This is a genomic window from Myxococcus stipitatus DSM 14675, from assembly GCF_000331735.1.
GTDB classification, from domain to species: domain Bacteria; phylum Myxococcota; class Myxococcia; order Myxococcales; family Myxococcaceae; genus Myxococcus; species Myxococcus stipitatus.
Window position 1 is genome coordinate 2,636,348 of sequence record NC_020126.1, and the last position, 21,911, is coordinate 2,658,258.

1 protein-coding gene (cut by a window edge) is annotated in these 21,911 nt (G+C 69.9%); it reads right to left on the minus strand.

The window, feature by feature from the left end:
- On the minus strand, positions 1-21,239 hold the 5' end (the start) of the coding sequence (locus MYSTI_RS10285) for a non-ribosomal peptide synthase/polyketide synthase (protein ID WP_015347683.1). Its footprint begins 26,044 nt before the window's first position; only the first 21,239 of its 47,283 coding nucleotides appear in the window; its start codon is at positions 21,237-21,239; the stop codon falls past the left edge of the window.
- Positions 21,240-21,911: the final 672 nt, after the last annotated feature.

The following is a 21,911-nucleotide window of genomic DNA, read 5'->3' on the forward strand; positions in this document are numbered from 1 at the left end:
AGCGCCGTGGAGCGGGCATGCTGGTGCAGGCGCTCGGACCAGGTCTTGAAGGACGTGGTCTTGGCCGGGAGCGAGAGGGGCTCGCCCTTCCGTGCCTGCCGGCAGAGGGTCTCCAGGTCCTCGACGAGGATGCGCCAGGAGACGGCATCGACGACGAGGTGGTGGGCCACGAGCAACAGCCGCGCGGACTCCTGGGGACCGAAGTCGAAGTGGACCGCGCGGAAGAGCGGCGCCGTGCCCAGGTCGAAGGTGGACTGGGCCTGGGTGGCGACGGCCTCCATCCTCGCGATGCGCTCGGACTCGGAGAGCGCCGACACGTCCTCGCGCCACAGTGAGGGCGCGTGCTCGACGGGGGTGTTGTGCTGGCTCCAGCGGCCGTCCTCCTGGACGAAGCGCAGGCGCAGGGCGTCATGGTGCTCCACCAGCTTGCGCAGGGCGGAGTCGAGGGCCTCCGTGCCCACCGGCTCGCGCAGTCGCAGCATCAGCGCCTGGTTGTAGTGGTGCGGCGCGGGGTTCGGGTTCTCGAGGAACGCGCGCTGGATGGGCGTGAGGAGGACGGGGCCGACGACGGGCTGCTGCTCGGCGGTGATGGCCTGGAGCCGGGAGACGACAGGCGCCAGCGTGGCGATGGTCTGCGACTGGAAGAGCTGCCGAGGCGTGAAGTGCAGGCCCGAGCGGCGGGCCCGCGCGACCAGCTGGAGGCTGATGATGGAGTCGCCGCCGAGTTGGAAGAAGTTGTCGTGGATGCCGACGCGCGGAACGCGCAGCACCTGGGCCCATACCGTGGCGAGCGCCTGCTCCAGCTCGTTGCGAGGCGCGACGAAGGAGTCGGAGGTCGTGGAGTCGGGAGCAGGGAGCGCGCCGCGGTCCAGCTTGCCGTTGGCGGTGAGCGGGAGGGCCGTCAGCGGGACGAGCGCCGAGGGCACCATGTGCTCGGGGAGGCGCGCGAGGAGGAACTCGCGCAGGGCCGGGACGTCCATGGCCTGCGACGCGACGAAGTATCCGACGAGGCGCTGACTGCCCGGCGAGTCTTCACGCACGAGCGCGACGGCTTCGCGGACATCGGCGTGAGCGAGGAGCGCGGCTTCGACGTCACCGAGCTCGACGCGCTGGCCGCGCAGCTTCACCTGGAAGTCGAAGCGGCCCAGGTACTCGAGGGAGCCGTCCGAGAGCCAGCGGACCTTGTCGCCGGAGCGATAGAGGCGAGCACCGGGCTCGGTGCTGAAGGGGTTCGGGACGAAGCGCTCGGCGGTGAGGTGAGGACGGTGGAGGTAGCCGAGCGCGAGCTGGGGGCCGGCGAGGAACAGCTCGCCCGGAACGCCCGTGGGGACGGGCTGGAGCTGAGAGTCGAGGACGTAGGCCCGAGTGTTGGAGACCGGCCGACCGATGGGGATGGCCACGCGAGACTCCGCCGGTGAGGCGAAGGAGAACGTGGAGTCGATGGTGACTTCGGTGGGGCCGTAGAGGTTGACGAGCCGGGTGGAGGGGAGCGCCGCGTGGAGGCGGCGGGCGAGAGAGGACGGCAGAGCCTCACCACCGCAGAAGAGGAAGCGGAGGTGAGAGGCGTTGGAGAGCCCTGCCTCTTCGAGGAGGAAGCGGAGGAGGGAAGGGACGAGCTGGAGGACGGAGATGCGGTGGCGGGAGACGCAGGCCAACAGCGCGGCCGGGTCGCGGTGCGCCTCGGGAGGAGCGAGGACGAGCGGAGCGCCAGAGAGGAGAGGAGCCCAGACTTCCCAGACGGAGGCATCGAAGCTGAGAGGAGTCTTGAGGAGGACCCTGTCGTGGGAGGAGAGGGGGAAGGAGGAGAGGAACCACGCCATGTGGTTGGCGAGGGCCTGGTGGGAGACGAGGGTGCCCTTGGGCTGACCCGAGGAACCAGACGTGTAGATGACGTACGCCGGGCTGGAGGCCGCGACGGGGACGCTGGTGAAGGTGAGCCGAGAGTCCGCGTCCGCCTGAGCGCCCCACTGAGCATCGAGGCAGATGACGGTGGGCCCAGGAGGAAGCGCCGCCTGGAGGTGAGGCTGGGTGAGGAGCACCGGAGGCGAGGCGTCCTGGAGCATGAACGCCAGGCGCTCACGAGGGTACGCCGGGTCGAGCGGGAGCCAGGCGGCGCCCGCCTTGAGGATGGCGGAGGGGAGTGCGACGGGCAGCTCGAGCGAGCGCTCCATGAAGAGCGCGACGAGTGAGCCGGGCTTCACCCCTGCCTGGACAAGGTGAGAGGCGAGGAGGTTGGAGCGGGCTTCGAGCTGGGCGAAGGAGAGCGAGCCCGAGTCCGAAAGCACTGCGAGTGCATGAGGCGTGAGCGTCGCGCGAGCGGAGACCTGCAGATGGACAGGGCTGTCGTGCGGGAAGTCGGCGTTGGTGTCATTCCACTCGACGAGGAGGCGGCGGCGCTCATCGGACTCCATGAGCGGGAGTGAGGAGACGGGCACCTCGGGCTGGGTGACAGCGGCGCGCAGCAGGGTGAGGAAGTGCGTCGCCATGCGCGCGGCCGTGGAGGCATCGAAGAGCGCGGTGGAGAACTGGAGCGCACCCTCGAAGCCAGAGGCGGACTCGGAGAGGGCGAGGTCCAGGTCGAACTTGGCGAGGAGTCCAGACGGAGGAAGCGGACGGAGCTCGAGCCCCGGGAGGACGAGATCTCCAGAGGGGGCGTTGAGGAGCGAGAAGGCGACCTGGAAGAGCGGAGAGAAGCCGAGGCTGCGCTGGGGCTGGAGCTCCTCGACGAGCTTCTCGAAGGGCACGTCCTGGTGCTCGAAGGCACCCAGGGTGGAGTGCTTCACCTGGGAGAGCAGGTCCGCGAACGACGCACTCGGAGCGATGCGCGCACGCAGGACGAGCGTGTTGACGAAGAAGCCGATGAGGCCCTCGGTCTCCGCGCGATTGCGTCCGGCGATGGGAGAGCCGACGACGACGTCCTCTTGTCCGGAGTAGCGGGAGAGGAGGAGCTGGAACGCCGCCAGCATCGTCATGAAGGGCGTGGTGCCGTGACGCTGGGAGAGCGCCTTGACGGCCTCGGACAGCTCGGCTCCGAGGACGACGGGATGAAGCGCCGCCTCACGCGATTGGATGGCGGGGCGCGGCCTGTCGGTGGGCAGCTCCAGGAGTGCCGGGGCGCCCTGGATGTGCTGCTTCCAGTAGTCGAGCTCCGAGCGAAGCGCGTCATCGCGCAGCCAGCCGCGCTGCCAGGCTGCGTAGTCCGCGTACTGCACGGGCAGCGCGGGCAGGGCCGCCGGAGTGCCGGACAGGTGCGCTGCGTAGAGCGCCCCCAGCTCGCGCACCACGACCCCGGTGGACCAGCCATCCGAGATGATGTGGTGGATGGTGAAGAGCAGCAGGTGGGTGTCCTCCTCCAACTGGAGGAGGCAGAGGCGGAAGAGGGGGCCGGAGGTCAGGTCGAACGGGCGAGTGGCCTCCTCGAGGACGAGGCGCTGCTCCTCGAACGAACGCGAGGTCGGGTCGAGAGGACGGAGGTCGACGCGCGGAATGGTGACCGGCGCGGCCGCGTGGACGCGCTGGAGCGGCTGTCCTTCGGATGAAGACTCGAAGGTGGTGCGCAGCGCCTCATGCCGGGCGACGACATCGGAGATGGCGTGCTCCAGTGCGGCGACGTCCAGGGCTCCTTCGAGGTGGAGGGCGGTGGGGATGTTGTAGAGAGCGCTTCCCGGCTCGAGCTGGTCGATGAACCACAGGCGCTGCTGTGCGAACGACAGCGGGGAGGTCTCGGAGCGAGGCAGCGGAACGAGCGGGGGCCGCGCGGAAGACTCCTCGCGGGCGCTGGTGTCGATGCGCGCGGCGAAGGCCGAGACAGTGGGCAACTCGAAGAGCGCGCGGAGGGGCAGCTCGACCTGGAACGTCGCGCGGATGCGCGAGGCGAGCTGGGTGGCGAGCAGCGAGTGGCCGCCGAGCGCGAAGAAGGAATCTTCGGCTCCGACACGCTCGATGTGCAGCAGCTCCGCCATCAGGTGGGCCACCGTCTGTTCGGTGGCACTGCGAGGCGCGACGTAGGCGTCGGTGAGCGACGCGTCGGGTGCGGGGAGGGCCTTGCGGTCCAGCTTGCCGTTGGCGGTGAGCGGAAGGGCGTCCAGCCGCACGAGGACGGCGGGCACCATGTACTCGGGCAGACGTCCGAGGAGGGAGGCACGGACGGCGACGACATCCGCCGTCTCCGGGGCCACGACGTAGCCCACGAGGTTCTGGTGGCCCGGCGAGTCTTCACGCACGAGCGCGACGGCTTCGCGGACATCGGCGTGAGCGAGGAGCGCGGCTTCGACGTCACCGAGCTCGACGCGCTGGCCGCGCAGCTTCACCTGGAAGTCGAAGCGGCCCAGGTACTCGAGGGAGCCGTCCGAGAGCCAGCGGACCTTGTCGCCGGAGCGATAGAGGCGAGCACCGGGCTCGGTGCTGAAGGGGTTCGGGACGAAGCGCTCGGCGGTGAGGTGAGGACGGTGGAGGTAGCCGAGCGCGAGCTGGGGGCCGGCGAGGAACAGCTCGCCCGGAACGCCCGTGGGGACGGGCTGGAGCTGAGAGTCGAGGACGTAGGCCCGAGTGTTGGAGACCGGCCGACCGATGGGGATGGCCACGCGAGACTCCGCCGGTGAGGCGAAGGAGAACGTGGAGTCGATGGTGACTTCGGTGGGGCCGTAGAGGTTGACGAGCCGGGTGGAGGGGAGCGCCGCGTGGAGGCGGCGGGCGAGAGAGGACGGCAGAGCCTCACCACCGCAGAAGAGGAAGCGGAGGTGAGAGGCGTTGGAGAGCCCTGCCTCTTCGAGGAGGAAGCGGAGGAGGGAAGGGACGAGCTGGAGGACGGAGATGCGGTGGCGGGAGACGCAGGCCAACAGCGCGGCCGGGTCGCGGTGCGCCTCGGGAGGAGCGAGGACGAGCGGAGCGCCAGAGAGGAGAGGAGCCCAGACTTCCCAGACGGAGGCATCGAAGCTGAGAGGAGTCTTGAGGAGGACCCTGTCGTGGGAGGAGAGGGGGAAGGAGGAGAGGAACCACGCCATGTGGTTGGCGAGGGCCTGATGGGAGACGAGGGTGCCCTTGGGCTGACCCGAGGAACCAGACGTGTAGATGACGTACGCCGGGCTGGAGGCCGCGACGGGGACGCTGGTGAAGGTGAGCCGAGAGTCCGCGTCCGCCTGCGCGCCCCACTGAGCATCGAGGCAGATGACGGTGGGCCCAGGAGGAAGCGCCGCCTGGAGGTGAGGCTGGGTGAGCAGCACCGGAGGCGAGGCATCCTGGAGCATGAACGCCAGGCGCTCACGAGGGTACGCCGGGTCGAGCGGGAGCCAGGCGGCGCCCGCCTTGAGGATGGCGAGCAGCGCGACGGGAAGCTCGAGCGAGCGCTCCATGAAGAGCGCGACGAGTGAGCCGGGCTTCACTCCCGCCAGGACGAGCCGGAACGCGAGGAGGTTGGAGCGGGCTTCGAGCTGGGCGAAGGAGAGCGAGCCCGAGTCCGAAAGCACTGCGAGGGCATGAGGTGTGAGCGCCGCGCGAGCGGAGACCTGCAGATGGACAGGGCTGTCGTGCGGGAAGTCGGCGTTGGTGTCATTCCACTCGACGAGGAGGCGGCGGCGCTCATCGGACTCCATGAGCGCCAGGGAGGTGACAGGCACCTCGGGCTGGGCGACGGCGGCGCGCAGCAGGGTGAGGAAGTGCGTCGCCATGCGCGCGGCCGTGGAGGCATCGAAGAGCGCGGTGGAGAACTGGAGCGCACCCTCGAAGCCAGACGCGGACTCGGAGAGGGAGAGGTCCAGGTCGAACTTGGCGAGCAGGCCCGAGGGCGCAATCGGACGCAGGCTCAGTCCGGGAAGCTCCAGGCTGCCCGTGGGCGCGTTCTGCAGGGAGAAGGTGACCTGGAAGAGCGGAGAGAAGCCGAGGCTGCGCTGGGGCTGGAGCTCCTCGACGAGCTTCTCGAAGGGCACGTCCTGGTGCTCGAAGGCACCCAGGGTGGAGTGCTTCACCTGGGAGAGCAGGTCCGCGAACGACGCACTCGGAGCGATGCGTGCACGCAGGACGAGCGTGTTGACGAAGAAGCCGATGAGGTCCTCGGTCTCCGCGCGGTTGCGTCCAGCGATGGGAGAGCCGACGACGACGTCCTCTTGTCCGGAGTAGCGGGAGAGGAGGAGCTGGAACGCCGCCAGCATCGTCATGAAGGGCGTGGTGCCGTGACGCTGGGAGAGCGCCTTGACGGCCTCGGACAGCTCGGCTCCGAGGATGACGGGATGGAGCGCCGCCTCACGTGAGGGCAGCGCGGCACGAGGCCGGTCCGTGGGCAGCTCCAGCAGGGCGGGCGCACCGGTCAGCGCGTCACGCCACCACGCGAGCTGCTCCGCCAGGGCTTCGTCTCGCAGCCAGCCACGCTGCCACACGGCGAAGTCCGCGTACTGCACGGCCAGCTCCGGCAGCGGTGAGGCGCGGCCGTCGCGGAAGGCCTCGTACAAGGCCACCAGCTCGCGCACCAGGACACTCATGGACCAGGCGTCGGAGACGCTGTGGTGCATGGTGACGAGCAGCACGTGCGAAGTCGCGGCCCGCCGCAACAGCGTGGCGCGCAGCAGCGGACCGCGCGCGAGATCGAACGGGCGCTGAGCCTCCTCCGACATCCACTGGCCCGTCGCGTGGGCCTGCTTCTCCGGCGCGAGTGACTCCAGCGCCACGATGGGGAGCTGGAAGGGCGCGGGCGCCTGGATGCGCTGGACGGCCTGTCCATCCACCGTGCCGAAGGTGGTGCGCAGCGACTCGTGACGCCGGTGGAGCTCGGTGAAGGCGCGCTCCAGTGCGGGGACATCCAGCGGGCCCTCGAGCTCCAGGGCCGTGGGGATGTTGTAGAGCGAGCTTCCGGGCTCGAGCTGGTCGATGAACCACAGCCGCTGCTGTGCGAACGACAGCGGCAGGTCTCCCGTGCGCGGCGCGGGCGTCAGCGCGGGGACCTTCGAGGTGTTGGCACCCGTCTGGGCCAGGGCCTCCAGCCGCGCGGCGAGCCGCTCGACGGTGGGCGCCTCGAAGAGCTCACGCAGCGGCAGCTCAATCCCGAAGGTGGCCTGCACGCGGGAGAGGGACTGCGTGGCCAGCAGCGAGTGCCCGCCCAGCTCGAAGAAGTCGTCATGGACGCCGACGCGCTCGACGTGCAGCAGCTCCCGCCAGAGCGCGGCGAGCCGCTCTTCGGTCGGGGTGCGCGGCGCGACGTACTCGCGGGTGTCCGCCTCACCGGCGCCCTCGGGAGGAGGCAGGGCGCGGCGGTCCACCTTCCCATGCGCCGTCAGGGGCAGCGTGGGGAGGAGCGCGATGGCGGACGGCACCATGTGCTCGGGCAGCCGCTCCTTGAGGGCCGCGCGCAGCGAGGCCACCTCGAGGATGCTGTCCTCCTCCGCCACGACGTAGGCGACCAGTCGGGTGAGGCCGGGAGAGTCCTCGCGCACGGTGGCCACGGCCTCGCGCACGAAGGGGAGCCGAGACAGGACGGCCTCGACCTCACCGAGCTCGATGCGGAAGCCGCGCAGCTTCACCTGCGAGTCGATGCGGCCCAGGTACTCGAGGGTTCCATCGGCACGCCACCGCGCCCGGTCTCCGGTGCGGTAGAGCCGTGCTCCGGGCACGCCGGAGAGCGCATCCGGGATGAAGCGCTCGGCGGTGAGCCCCGGCTGTCCCAGGTAGCCGCGCGCGAGGCCGACGCCCCCCACGCACAGCTCACCCGGCACCCCGACGGGCTGCGGGCGCATCGTCGCATCGACGACGTACACCTGGAGGTTCGCCCACGGGCGGCCGATGGTGAGGGGCTGTCCGGCGGACAGCGGCTCGGTGATGGAGGCGCAGACGGTCGTCTCCGTGGGACCGTACGCGTTGAGGAAGCGCACGTGCGGAGCCCAGCGATGCACCAGCTCCGGCGTGCATGCCTCTCCGGCGGAGACCAGTGTCCGCAGCGAAGGGAAGTCCTCGGGCGAGAGCTGCGCGAGGACGGACGGGGTCAGCGTGACGGCGGTGATGGACTCGTCGCGAGCCAGCGTGCGCAGCGGTGCCCCCGGGAGGAGCCGCTCACGCGGCGCCAGCACCAGGGTGGCCCCCGAGAGCAGCGCGCCGAAGATCTCCCAGACCGACGCGTCGAAGCCGGCGGAGAAGAACTGGAGGACGCGGCTCCCCGTCTCGAGCCCCATGGCGTGGCCCGTCTGGAGGGCCGTGTTGCACAGGCCCCGGTGCTGGAGGAGCGTGCCCTTGGGACGGCCGGTGCTGCCCGAGGTGTAGATGATGTACGCGAGGTTGTCCGCGCCCGAGGACTGCTCGGGAGCGTGCTTCGGCTGGGCGCTGATGAAGCGCGCCTCCGCGTCGAGCAGGACGAGCTGCTCGCTCCCGGCGGGGAGCTCATCGGCGATGGCCTCGGTGGTGACGAGGACCGGCGCGGCGCAGTCGCGCAGCATGAAGGTGAGGCGCTCGACCGGATAGCTGGGGTCGAGCGGGACGTAGGCGCCGCCCGCCTTGAGGATGCCGAGGATGGCGACGGCGGTGTCGAGCGAGCGCTCGACGCAGAGGGCGACGGGCACGTCCTCGCGGATGCCAAGTCCCCGCAGGTGGTGCGCGAGCTGGTTGGCGCGAGCATCGAGCTGCGCGTAGGTGAGCTGCTGGTCCTCGAAGCGCACGGCGATGGCGTCCGGGGTGCGCTCGGCCTGGGCCTGGAAGAGCTGGTGCGCACCGGCGTCGCGCGGGAAGTCGCGCGTGGTGGCGTTCCACTCGACGAGGAGCTGTTGCTGCTCCGCCTGGGCCATGAGGGACAGGGCGGTGATGGGCGTGCCGGGGTTCGCCGCGGCGGCCTTCAGCACCACGCCGAGGTGGCGCACGAGCCCCTCGATGGTGGAGGACTCGAAGAGGCCCGTGCGGTACTCGCAGGTGCACTCCAGCCCGCGCTCCGTCTCGACGATGGAGAGCGTGAGGTCCAGGCGCGAGGTGCTGGACTCCGGATACTCGGGGCGCAGCGTGAGGCCGGGGACCTCCAGCGCGGCGGCGGGCTGGTTCTGCAGCACCAGCTTCACCTGGAACAGCGGGGCATGCGCGAGGTTGCGCTCGGGGTTGATGGCCTTGACCAGCTCCTCGAACGGCAGGTCCTGATGCGCGTAGGCGCCGAGCGTGGCGTCGCGGACCTGAGCGAGCAGCTCGCGGAACGTCATCTCCGGCTCGATGCGCGCGCGCAGGGCGAGCTGGTTCACGAAGAAGCCGATGAGGCCCTCCGTCTCCACGCGGTTGCGGTTGGCGATGTCCGTGCCGACGACGAGGTCGGCCTGTCCCGAGTAGCGCGACAGGACGATGTCGAAGCCCGCGAGCAGCGCCATGAAGAGGGTGGTGCCCTCACGGCGGGAGAGCTCCTGGAGGGACTCGCTCAGCTCGCGTGGCAGCGTGCGAGTGAGGGTGGCGCCCTGGAAGCCCTGGACCGCGGGACGGGGGAAGTCCGTGGGGAGCTCGAGGAAGCGCGGCGCGCCCTGGAGGTGCTCGCGCCACCAGGAGAGCTGCGTCTCGAGTGCTTCGCCCTGGAGCCAGCCGCGCTGCCAGGCCGCGTAGTCCGCGTACTGGATGGGCAGCTCGGGCAGACCGGAGGGGCGACCCTCGCGGAAGGCGGCGTAGAGCGCGGCGGACTCACGCACCAGCACATCGACGGACCAGCCGTCCGAGACGATGTGGTGCACGGTCAGCAGCAGGATGTGCCGCGACTCGGACAGCCGCAGCAGCGTGGTGCGCAGCAGGGGGCCTCGGGTGAGGTCGAACGGGCGCTGGGCTTCCTCCCGCGCGAGGCGTCGGGCCTGGGCTTCCGCTTCTTCGGCGGGGAGCGAGGAGAGGTCCACGCGGGGCAGCGGAACTGGAGCCGCGGGCTGGATGACCTGGACGGGTCCTTCGCGGAAGGTGGTGCGGAGGACTTCGTGCCGGCGCACCAGCTCGGTGAAGGCACGCTCCAGCGCGGAGACGTCGAGCGTCCCCTCCAGTCGGAGGCCCACGGGCATGTTGTAGAACGGGCTGCCCGGCTCGAGGCGATCCAAGAACCAGAGGCGCTGCTGGGCGAACGACAGCGGCAGCTCATTCGAGCGGGCGACGGGCCGGAGCGGCGGCGCGGTGTGTGGCTCGGGTGCCCGCGTGGAGGCGTCGATGCGGCGCGCGAGCTGCTCGACGGTCGGCGACTCGAAGAAGACGCGAAGCGGGAGCTCCACGCCCATGGCGGAGTGGATGCGAGAGACGACCTGCGTGGCGAGCAGCGAGTGACCGCCGAGCGCGAAGAAGCTGTCCGTGGCTCCCACGCGCTCCACGCTCAGCACCTGGCCGAACAGCTGCGCGAGGTGTTCCTCGGTCGGAGAGCGAGGCGCGATGTAGCGAGCCCCCGAGTCCGTCAGCACCGGCGCCGGGAGCGCCTTGCGGTCGACCTTGCCGTTGGGAGTGAGAGGCAGCGCCGAGAGCGAGAGGAAGACCGCCGGCACCATGTGCTCGGGCAGGTGCCGCTGGACGAACTCGCGGAGCGCGGAGGGCTCGAGGGAGACACCGGGCTGGGGGACGAGCCAGGAGACGAGGCGCCCATCACCCGAGGCGTCGAGGTGGACGCCGCAGACAGCCTGGAGGACGGACGGGTGGCGTGAGAGGACGGCCTCGATTTCACCGAGCTCGATGCGGAAGCCCCGCAGCTTCACCTGGAAGTCGGCGCGGCCGAGGAAGTCGAGCGAGCCATCCGCGCGCCAGCGAGCGAGGTCACCAGTGCGGTAGAGGCGAGCGCCCGGGACACCGGAGAAGGCGTCAGGGAGGAAGCGCTCCGCGGTGAGGTCGGGGCGTCCGAGGTAGCCACGGACGACGCCGTCGCCGGAGATGAAGAGCTCGCCGGGAGCGCCGATGGGAGAGGGCTGTCCGGAGGAGTCGAGGACGAAGAGGCGGTTGTTGGCGAGAGGCGTGCCGATGGAGAGGGTGGACGCGTCGTCGTCGGAGGAGGAAGCGGTGTGAGACGAGGACCAGACGGTGGTCTCCGTCGGGCCGTACATGTTGAGAAGAGAGGACTGAGGGAGAGCGGTCCTGAGCTGAGAAGAGAGAGGACCTGGGAGGGCCTCACCGCCAACGAGGAGGAAGCGGAGGGAGGAGAGGGCGGAGAGGGAGTCTGGGTCGAGCACCCTGGAGCGAGCGAAGGAGGGGGTGCACTGGAGATGAGAGACGGGGTGACGGCGGAGGACTTCGGGGAGTGAGAGAGCGGTGCCGAGGCGAGAGGCGGCGCGCTCGTCGTGGAGGACGACATGGAATCCGCGGCAGAGAGTCCAGAGGAGCTCGAGGACGGAGATGTCGAAGGAGATGGAGGTGACGGCGAGCCAGGTGCCGGGGGAGGAGCCGAGGCGCTCGTCCATGGCGGCGAAGAAGTTGGCGGCGGTGCGGTGAGGCACCATGACGCCCTTGGGCCTGCCGGTGGAGCCGGAGGTGTAGATGACGTAGGCGAGGTTGGAGGAGTCGGCCTGGCCCGGAGTCAGGGCTGCGTCGGTGCCGGTCTCCTCGATGAGGAGGACCTGGGCGTCGGAGGAGGGGAGTGCGCCGGAGAGAGAGCGGGAGGTGAGGATGAAGGGAGCGCGAGAGTCCTGGAGCATCCAGGAGAGGCGGTCGGAGGGGTAGTCGGGGTCGAGGGGAAGGTAGGAGCCGCCCGCGTGGAGAATGGCGAGCATGGCGGCGACCATGTCGGAGGAGCGGTGGAGGAAGAGGCCGACGGGAGAGTCGGGGCGGAGGCCGAGAGACTGGAGTCGGAGGGAGATGCGGAGGACGCGCTGGAGGAGCTGTCCATAGGTGAGGGACTCGTCGCCGAAGGAGAGGGCGGTGGAGTCGGGGGAGCGCGCGGCCTGAGCGGCGAACTGGAGGTGGAGGCCCGAGGAGTCGAAGGGGCGTGAGGAGGCGTTGAAGGAGCGGAGGACCTGCTCACGCTCCTCACCCGCCACCAGCGAGAGTGCTCCCAGTCGAGTGTTCGGACTGGCGATGATCGCCTGGAGCGCCGAGGCCCAGTGTTGGAGGAGACGCGCGGGAGCGGAGGGCTCGAAGCGCGCGGCGTCGAAGAGCAGCCGCAGCTCCAGTGACTCCCCGGGAATGACATACGCCTCCAGCGGGGTGTCCGTCTGGTCGACGATGGTGAAGTCCCGGATGCCCAGAGCCTCGCCGGATGCGTTCACCGCGGCGTCGACGGGGAAGTTCTCGACGATGAAGAGCGACTCGAAGAGCGGCGTCCCACGCGGCACGTCGCTCCACCCGTGCAGACGAACGAGGGGCGTGTGCTCGAACTGGCGCAGCTCGAGCTGCTGCGTGTGGAGCTGCTGGAGCCAGGAGAGGACGGTGAGGTCTTCGTCGACGAGGATGCGGACCGGCAGCGTGTTGATGAAGAGGCCGATGGCGCGCTCGATGCCCGAGACGTCGGCCGAGCGGCCGGAGGTGGTGGCGCCGAAGAGGATGTCCCGCTCACCCGTGTGACGCGAGAACACCAGGGCCCATGCGGCCTGGACCAGTGCGTTGAGCGTGAGGTGCTGCTGCCGGGCGAAGGACTGGAGCTCCGCCGTGGCCTGCGCGGGCAGGTGGAGCTGGAGGCGCTGCCGCTGGAGCACGGCGTCCGAGCTCCGCGCCAGGGCTCCCGGCAGCGGCGTGGGCGCGGTGAAGCCTCGCAGCGTCTTTCGCCAGTAGCGCTCCGCGGGCTCCATGGGCTGGCGCTGGAGCCAGTCGATGTAGTCGCGGAAGGCCGTCGCTTCACTCCGGACCCAGACCAGGCCCGCACGCACCTGCTCGTAGGTGTTGAAGAGGTCCTGGAAGAGGAGGCCCATGCTCCAGCCGTCCATCAACACGTGGTGCGTGGTCCAGAGGACCCGCCACGCTTGCTCACCGGTGCGGATGACGGTCAGGCGCAGCAGTGGCGGCGTGCGCAGGTCGAAGCCGCGCGCGCGGTCCTCGGAGAGGAGGGCCTGGAAGCGGGACTGCTGCTCCGACGCCTCCACTCCGCGCCAGTCGAGCTCCTCCCAAGGCAGGGCCGCCGAGGGGTGGACGAGCTGGAGGGGCTCCTGCGCGCCGCCCGCGAGGAACGAGGTGCGCAGCAACGGCTGTCGCTGGATGACGGCATCCCAGGTGCGGCGGAAGGCACCCAGGTCCACGGCGCCACTGAAGATCCACGTCAGCTGGGTGACGTAGACGCCGGAGCCCGGCGCGGAGAGGGTGTGGAAGAGCATGCCCTGCTGCAAGGGCGACAGCGGATAGAGGTCCTCCACGGGCATGCCCACGGGGACCAGTCGGTCCGCGACGGCTTGCTTCAGCCGGCCGAGGAGGAGGTCCGCGGACGACTGACTCTTCGAGTCGGTCGTGGTGCGCAGGGCCAGCGCCTTCAGCGCGGAGTCCGACTGTTCCGCCCAGGCGTTGCCCTCGAGCTTCACGACCCGGGCGAGGGCCTCCAGCGTGGGGTGCTGGAAGAGCTGCTGTGTCGTGAGCTGGACCCCGGCGTTGCGAGCGCGCGAGACAATCTGGATGGAGAGGATGGAGTCGCCACCCAACGCGAAGAAGTTGTCCTGGCGCTTGACGCTCGGCACGCGCAGGGCGTCGGACCAGATGGCCGCGAGGATCTTCTCCTGGGGAGTCTGCGGCTCGGAGTCGTCGGTGGTGACCTCGGCCTGCGGGCTCGGGCGCAGCGGCGCGGGGAGCGCCTTGCGGTCGACCTTGCCGTTGGGAGTGAGAGGCAGCGCCGAGAGCGAGAGGAAGACCGCCGGCACCATGTGCTCGGGCAGGTGCCGTTGGACGAACTCGCGGAGCGCGGAGGGCTCGAGGGAGACACCGGGCTGGGGGACGAGCCAGGAGACGAGACGGCCGTCACCGGAGGCGTCGAGGTGGACGCCGCAGACGGCCTGGAGGACGGACGGGTGGCGTGAGAGGACGGCTTCGATTTCACCGAGCTCGATGCGGAAGCCCCGCAGCTTCACCTGGAAGTCGGCGCGGCCGAGGAAGTCGAGCGAGCCATCCGCGCGCCAGCGAGCGAGGTCACCGGTGCGATAGAGGCGAGCGCCCGGGACACCGGAGAAGGCGTCAGGGAGGAAGCGCTCCGCGGTGAGGTCGGGGCGTCCGAGGTAGCCACGGACGACGCCGTCGCCGGAGATGAAGAGCTCGCCGGGAGCGCCGATGGGAGAGGGCTGTCCGGAGGAGTCGAGGACGAAGAGGCGGTTGTTGGCGAGAGGCGTGCCGATGGAGAGGGTGGACGCGTCGTCGTCGGAGGAGGAAGCGGTGTGAGACGAGGACCAGACGGTGGTCTCCGTCGGGCCGTACATGTTGAGAAGAGAGGACTGAGGGAGAGCGGTCCTGAGCTGAGAAGAGAGAGGACCTGGGAGGGCCTCACCGCCAACGAGGAGGAAGCGGAGGGAGGAGAGGGCGGAGAGGGAGTCTGGGTCGAGCACCCTGGAGCGAGCGAAGGAGGGGGTGCACTGGAGATGAGAGACGGGGTGACGGCGGAGGACTTCGGGGAGTGAGAGAGCGGTGCCGAGGCGAGAGGCGGCGCGCTCGTCGTGGAGGACGACATGGAATCCGCGGCAGAGAGTCCAGAGGAGCTCGAGGACGGAGATGTCGAAGGAGATGGAGGTGACGGCGAGCCAGGTGCCGGGGGAGGAGCCGAGGCGCTCGTCCATGGCGGCGAAGAAGTTGGCGGCGGTGCGGTGAGGCACCATGACGCCCTTGGGCCTGCCGGTGGAGCCGGAGGTGTAGATGACGTAGGCGAGGTTGGAGGAGTCGGCCTTGCCCGGAGTCAGGGCTGAGTCGGTGCCGGTCTCCTCGATGAGGAGGACCTGGGCGTCGGAGGAGGGGAGTGCGCCGGAGAGAGAGCGGGAGGTGAGGATGAAGGGAGCGCGAGAGTCCTGGAGCATCCAGGAGAGGCGGTCGGAGGGGTAGTCGGGGTCGAGGGGAAGGTAGGAGCCGCCCGCGTGAAGAATGGCGAGCATGGCGGCGACCATGTCGGAGGAGCGGTGGAGGAAGAGGCCGACGGGAGAGTCAGGGCGGAGGCCGAGAGACTGGAGTCGGAGGGAGATGCGGAGGACGCGCTGGAGGAGCTGTCCATAGGTGAGGGACTCGTCGCCGAAGGAGAGGGCGGTGGAGTCGGGGGAGCGCGCGGCCTGAGCGACGAACTGGAGGTGGAGGCCCGAGGAGTCGAAGGGACGTGAGGAGGCGTTGAAGGAGCGGAGGACCTGCTCGCGCTCCTCGCCCGCCACCAGCGAGAGAGAAGAGACGCGCGCGTTCGGGGACGCGAGCAGCGCCTGGATGGCCGCGGCCCAGTGGCGGATGAGGCGAACGGGCGTGGAGGGCTCGAAGCGCGCGGCGTCGAAGAGCAGCCGCAGCTCCAGCGAGTCTCCAGGAATGACATACGCCTCCAGCGGCGTATCCGCCTGCTCCCGTGCGACGAAGTCCCGGATGCCCAGGTCCGCGCTGGCCGAGTTGACGGCGGCGTCGACGGGGAAGTTCTCGACGATGAAGAGCGACTCGAAGAGCGGCGTGCCACGCGGCACGTCGCTCCAGCGCTGGAGGTGGGACAGCGGCGTGTGCTCGAACTGGCGCAGCTCGAGCTGCTGCGTGTGGAGCTGCTGGAGCCAGGAGAGGACGGTGGCGTCCTCGTCGACGAAGACGCGGACCGGCAGCGTGTTGATGAAGAGGCCGACGGCGTTCTCGATGCCGGGGACCTCCGCCGAGCGGCCCGACGTGGTGGCTCCGAAGACGATGTCCTGCTCACCCGTGTGGCGTGAGAGCACCAGGGTCCAAGCGGCCTGGACCAGCGCATTGAGGGTGAGGTGGTGCTGGCGGCCGAAGGCCTGGAGGTCCGCGGTGGTCTGCGCGGGCAGCCAGAGGTTCAGGTTCCGCCGCTGGAGCGCCGCATCCGTGTGGCGAGGACGCGCGCCGGGCAGCGGGGTGGGCGCGGTGAAGCCTCGCAGCGCCTTGCGCCAATAGGTCTCCGCGGACTCCAGCGACTGCCGCTGGAGCCAGGCGATGTAGTCGCGGAAGGAGGTGGACTCGCTCTTGGATACGGGCTGCCCGGAGCGCACCTGCTCGTAGGTGGTGAAGAGCTCGCGGAAGAGAAGCCCGAGGCTCCATCCATCCACGATGAGGTGGTGCAGCGTCCACAAGACGCGCCACGTGTTCTCCGCCGTGCGGATGACCGTGAGGCGCAGCAGCGGCGGCGTGTCCAGGTCGAAGCCACGGGCGCGGTCCTCGGAGAGGAGCGCGTCGAAGCGGCCCGGCTGCGCGGCCTCCGCCACGCCGCGCCAGTCGTGCTCCTCCCATGGAAGGGTGGCCTCCGGGTGGACCCACTGGAGGGGCTCACCGGCGCCTTCCGAGATGAAGGACGTGCGCAGCAAGGGCTGCCGCTCGATGACGGCCTCCCACGTGCGGCGGAAGGCGGAGATGTCCACGGCGCCGCCGAAGAGCCACGACAGCTGCGTGACATACACGCCGGAGCCCGGCGCGGAGACGGTGTGGAAGAGCATGCCCTGCTGCAAGGGCGACAGCGGATAGAGGTCGTCCGCGAGGGTCCCCGAGGGCAGCACCTGGTCGAGCTCGGGCTGCGACAGCCTCGCCAGCGGGAAGTCCGTGGGCGTGAAGCGGCGAGCGTCGACGGACTCACGCGTGTCGATGAGTTGCCGCAGCGTGGTCATGCACCGCTCGGCCAGGGACTGGACGGTCTGCGCCCGGTGAGCGGCCTCGCTGTACGTCCAGACCAGCGTCAGCCGGCCCTCGAAGACGTAGCCGTTGATCTCCAGCAGGTGGGAGAGCGGGGCCACGGGAGCACGCAGGGCACCCAGGGGCTCGCGCGTCGCGGTGAACGGGTTGAGCACCGAGCCTTCGCCCGCGGACTGGTTGAACTGGCCCAGGTAGTTGAAGAGCACCTGTGCACGAGGGAGCGTGCGCGTCTGGGCATCCTCCGCCAGGTGGCGCAACAGCCCATGGCCCAGGCCCTTCCGAGGAAGCCGCCGCAGCGAGTCCCTCACCGAGCGCAGCCGCTCACCCAGGCTGGTGGCGCCCGAGACATCCAACGTCACCGGGTACAGCGTGGTGAACCAGCCCACGGTGCGGGACAGGTCCACGTCGTCGGAGAACGGCTCTCGACCGTGGCCCTCCAACTCGACACGCAGGCGCGGCTGGCCCATCCAGCCCGTGATGCTGTCGGCCACCGCCGTCAGCAACACGTCGTTGATGTGGGCACGCCAGGCCGCGGGCGTCTCCTGCAACAGCAGCCGGGTCTGGGCCTCGTCCAGGGAGACCTCCACCGTGCCGGCGGATGCCACGGAGGCCGCGCCCCCCGCGCCGTCCTGGGGGAGGGAAGGGACCGTGCGCTGGCCCTCTTCGAGCCAGTAGGCCCGCTCGCGGGTGATGTCCTCGGAGCGAGCGAAGGTGCTCAGCTTCGACGCCCACGTCTTGAACGACGTGGACCTGGGAGGCAGTGCCACCGGACGGCCCTGCCGCGACTGCACGTAGGCCGCGCCCAGGTCCTCCAGGAGCGTGCGCCACGAGACGCCGTCCACGCCGAGGTGGTGCACGGACAGCAGGAGGCGAGCGCCCCGCTCGGCACCGAGGTGGAAGAGGGCGGCGCGCAAGAGCAGCCCTTCCTCCAGCGAGTGGCTCGCATGGAGGCGGGAGCCCGCGGACTCGAGGGCCGAGGGCAGCTCCGCGTCGGACACGGAGGAGAGGTCCACCTGCATCAGGCGGACGGGGGCCTCCAGGCCGGTGAACTCCTGCTGCCAGGTGCCGTCCGTCCGGCGCGTGAAGCGAAGCCGCAGCGTGTCGTGATGCGCGACCACCGCGCGCAGCGAGGCCTCCAGGCACGGGACGTCCACGGGCTCGCTCGAAGCGAGCATGAACGCCTGCGCGAAGTGGTGCGGCTCCGGCAGGGCCTTCTCGAAGAAGTCGAGCTGGATGGGCGTGAGCAGCGAGGCGCCGAGCACCAATCCCTGCTCCGCTTGCGGCCCCTCGTGCTGCTTCGCGACGCGAGCGAGGGCTTCCAGCGTCTGATGCTGGAAGAGCTGGTTGGCGGCCAGGAGCAGGCCGGCCTGGCGCGCGCGAGAGACGACCTGGATGGCGAGGATGGAGTCGCCGCCCAGCTCGAAGAAGTTGTCGTGGATGCCGACGCGCGGCACACCCAGGAGCTCGGCCCAGATGGTGGCCAGGGTCTGCTGCGGCGCGGTCCTGGGCTCGAGGTAGTCCGCCGCGTCGCGCGCCTTCTGCTCCGGAGCGGGCAGCGCCTTCCTGTCGACCTTGCCGTTGGGAGACAGCGGCAGGGCGGGCAGCGTCACGAAGGCCGACGGCACCATGAACTCGGGCATGCGCGCGGCGAGGGAGGCGCGCACGGCCTGGAGGTCGACCTCGGGGGCGGCGACGAGGTAGCCCACGAGGCGCGGCGAGGACGCATCCTCGCGCAGCACGACGACGGCGTCGGAGACACCCGGGAAGGCGAGGAGCGCTGCTTCGATTTCACCGAGCTCGATGCGGAAGCCCCGCAGCTTCACCTGGAAGTCGGCGCGACCGATGTATTCGATGGAGCCATCCGGCAGCCAGCGTGCGACGTCGCCGGTTCGGTAGAGGCGCGCGCCCGGAGTGCTGGAGAAGGCGTCTGGGATGAACCGCTCGGCGGTGAGCGAGGGGCGGCTGAGGTAGCCGAGGCCCACCTGGATGCCGCCGATGAAGAGCTCTCCCGGGACACCGACAGGCGTGGGGCGGCCCGCGTCGTCGAGGATGTGGAGCTGGGTGTTGGAGACGGGGCGGCCGATGGGGACGAAGTGGCGGGCGTCGCCCCGGGCGCAGTGCCAGGAGGAGACGTCGACGGCGGCCTCGGTGGGGCCGTAGAGGTTGTGGACCTCGGCGGACTCCGGCAGGCGCGAGTGCGCGCGGCGAACGAGCTCCGCGGGAAGCGCCTCACCACTGCACACGACGCGGCGGAGCGACGCGAGGGACTCCAGGCCCGGCTCCTCGAGGAACACGCGGAGCATGGAGGGGACGAAGTGCAGCGTGGTGACGCGTGCCTCGGAGATGAGGCGGGCCAGGTACGTCGGGTCCTGGTGTCCACCAGGCCTGGCGAGGACGAGTCGCGCGCCCGTCATGAGCGGCCAGAAGAACTCCCAGACGGAGACGTCGAAGGAGAACGGCGTCTTCTGGAGGACGGTGTCCTCGGACGTCAGCCCATACTGCTGCTGCATCCAGAGGAGGCGGTTGACGATGCCCCGGTGGGCGTTGATGGCCCCCTTGGGACGGCCCGTGGAGCCGGACGTGAAGATGACGTAGGCGGGCGCATCGGCTCCGGCCAGGAGCGGCAGCGCCGCGGCGGAGTGCTCGGCGACCACGTCCCACTGCGTGTCGAGGCAGACGACCTGCGCGGCTGAGGGCGGAAGCGCGGGAAGGAGGCGCTCGTGGGTGAGGAGGACGGGGGCCTGGGTGTCCTCGAGCATGCCCGCGAGGCGCTCGCGCGGGTACGCGGGGTCGAGCGGGACGTAGGCCGCACCGGACTTGAGGACGGCGAGCAGTGAGACGACGAGGTCGACGGAGCGCTCGAGTGAAACTCCCACGAGCGAGCCCGGACGAGCCCCCAGCGAGCGCAGGTGGCGGGCGAGCTGATTCGCGCGAGCATCGAGCTGCGCGTACGTGAGGGAGGACTCCTCGAAGCGAAGCGCCTCCGCCTCCGGAGTCCGGCGGACCTGCTCCTCGATGAGCGAGTGCAGGCACACGTCGCGCGCCGTGGCATCGTCCTTCGCGCCCTGGAAGTCGGCGTGGAGCTGGAGCTGCTCTTCCCGCGTGAGGATGGGCAGCTCGGACAGCCGCGTGTCCGGGTTTGCCGCCATCGCGCCGAGCAGCGAGTAGAAGTGCCCGCGCATCCGCTGGACGGTCGCGACGTCGAACAGGTCGGTGTTGTACTCGAGCCAACCGAAGATCTCGTCCGGCCGGTCCTCGCGCAGCTCCAGGAGCAGGTCGAACTTGGCGGAGCCCGGGTCCACGAGCAGGTACGTGGACTGCAACCCCGGCATCGACAGGTCCTGCCGGGGCGTGTTCTGGAAGCTGAACATCACCTGGAAGAGCGGGTGACGGCTCAAGTCGCGCGGCGGGCGCAGCTCCTCCACCAGCTTCTCGAACGGAAGCTCCTGGTGCGCGTACGCCGCCATGCACACGTCCTTCGCGCGGCGCAGCAGCTCGCGGAAGGTGGGGTTGCCGCCCAAATCGTTGCGCAGCACCAGCGTGTTGACGAAGAAGCCGATGAGCTGCTCCAGCTCCGGCACGTTGCGTCCAGCGATGGGCGAGCCGACGGTGATGTCCGTCTGCCGCGAGTGCCGGTGCATCAACGTCTGGAAGACGGACAGCAGCGTCATGAAGAGCGTCGCGCCCTCCTGCTGGCTGACCTCCTTGAGCGCGCGCGTGAGCGACACCGGGAGGGTGACGAACTGGCGGGAGCCTCGGTAGGTCTGCTCGGGCGGACGGGGCCTGTCCGTGGGCAGCTCCAGGGGCGCGGGCAGCGTGCGCAGGTGCTTCTTCCAGAACTCCAGCTCCGTGCGCAGCCGCTCGCCCTGCATACGCTCGCGCTGCCAGACGGCGAAGTCGGAGTACTGGATGGCGGGCACGGGCAGGTCGGGCGACTGGCCGGCGACCTCCGCGGCGTAGAAGGCCATCAGCTCGCGGACGAACACGCCCAGCGACCAGCGGTCCGTCACCAGGTGATGCATGGTGACGAGGGCCACGTGGGTGTCGGGGCTCAGGCGCAGCACCTTGCCACGCAGCAAGGGCCCGCGCGCCAGGTCGAACAGGCGCTGGGACTCCTCGCTGGTCCGCCGCTCCACCTCGGCGTCCTGCTCCTCCTTCGAGAGGTGCGAGACGTCCTCCACGGGGACCACGACGTGCATCTCCGGCAACACCACCTGCACGGGGATGCCGTCCTCACGCGCGGCGAACACCGTGCGCAGCGACTCATGGCGCCGCACCACCTGGTTCACGCACCGTTCCAGCAGGGCGATATCCAACGCGCCGGTGAACTGGACGGTGATGTGGACGTTGTACGCGAAGGCGCGGCCGCCCTCGAGCTGGTCCACCACCCACAGTCGCTGCTGCGGGAATGACGCGGGTGCGGGCTGCGTGTCGGTGCGGCGCGGAATGGTCCGCTCCACCGCCTGGGTCGACGCGTCCTGGAGCTGCCCCTTCTTCTCCTTGAGGAGGAGCTCATACAGCGCGCGCTGCTTCGGGGTGAGCTTGTCGAGATTCTTGCTTCCGCCGCTCATGAAAACTCCAAGCGCCAGTCCTCGGCCTCGAGGGGCCAGGGGCGCGAGCACCTGCCGCGCGACTCAACGTCTGCGCGACGACACGGGGATGGATGGGGACCCGGCGATGTATCAAGCCACCCTGACATGGACGGCTGACGCCCTTGTCACGGCACCCTGGGAACAACACCATCAGTGATACATGCTAACAATTGTATCCAGGTATGCAGGAGCCTCGCTGCGATACGGGACACAGTCTGTCTGAAGAGCGGATGGGAGCGTCGAGGATGTCGGACATGCTCCCCCTAGAATCTCACTATCCCAGGGATACGCCAAAAATGGCCACGTTCTAGAATCTCAGCATGTGGGATTCTTGAGATGATTGCGGGAGCTGCGGGAATCGCAGGGCGCTCGGGCGTGAGCGGTTTCACTCGGGGGAATCTGGCCGTTACTTGTGGTCCTGATGCAGAGGGTGCCGCACCTGCTGGCCAAGAACTGGACAGGGGTGTGATTCTTGGAGCGGATGTCGCCCTTCACGTCTGTTCAAGGGCTCTCCAGGCAAGCAGCCTCTCGCGGTTTCCCCGTGGATGCCGGGGTGGTGATGGCTTCGAGCGCCAGCCCGGCGGCCATACGGAGTCCCCCGCCACGCTCGAGGAGATGACCTGCTCCACGAAGGGCTCCAGCGTGGAGCGG